The sequence below is a fragment of the Oleiphilus sp. HI0132 genome, assembly GCF_001635845.1.
Window position 1 is genome coordinate 1 of sequence record NZ_LWGJ01001532.1, and the last position, 471, is coordinate 471.

Annotated in this window: 1 protein-coding gene; it reads left to right on the forward strand. The window is 42.3% G+C overall.

Going from position 1 to position 471, the window contains the following annotated elements:
* Positions 1 to 471: hypothetical protein (locus A3766_RS31485; RefSeq protein WP_197479708.1), on the forward strand; the 471-nt coding region annotated here is incomplete at both ends.

The following is a 471-nucleotide window of genomic DNA, read 5'->3' on the forward strand; positions in this document are numbered from 1 at the left end:
AACTGCAACGACAACTACGACATCTGATTCAATTGCCGTTCTGGGTGGACTTCCTGACCAAGACAGCTTTACTTTATCTGTAGAGACCTTTAACCCTCGTGGTTGGGATATTTCTGGAACAACTTCTCGAATGACTGTGCGCGCAGGTGACCGCTTTAATAATGAGGCTAGAGATGGTACTCAGGTTTCTTTTGTGACAACCGGTGGTCAGATAGTGGGTTCCTGTGAATTAGATAGTGGCTTTTGTTCAGTTGATTGGACAAGTTCGAATCCGCGTCCCGATAACGGTTTAGTGCATATTATGGCACGTACGACTGGAGAGGAGTCATTTATTGATGCGAACTTGAATGGTCAATATGATTTAGGTGAAGTCATAGATGTCGAACTGGACGAAGCTTATATCGATGTTAACTATAATGGTGTGCGTGATGATAATGAGTTCTACTCAGATTTTAACAATAATCAGGTATA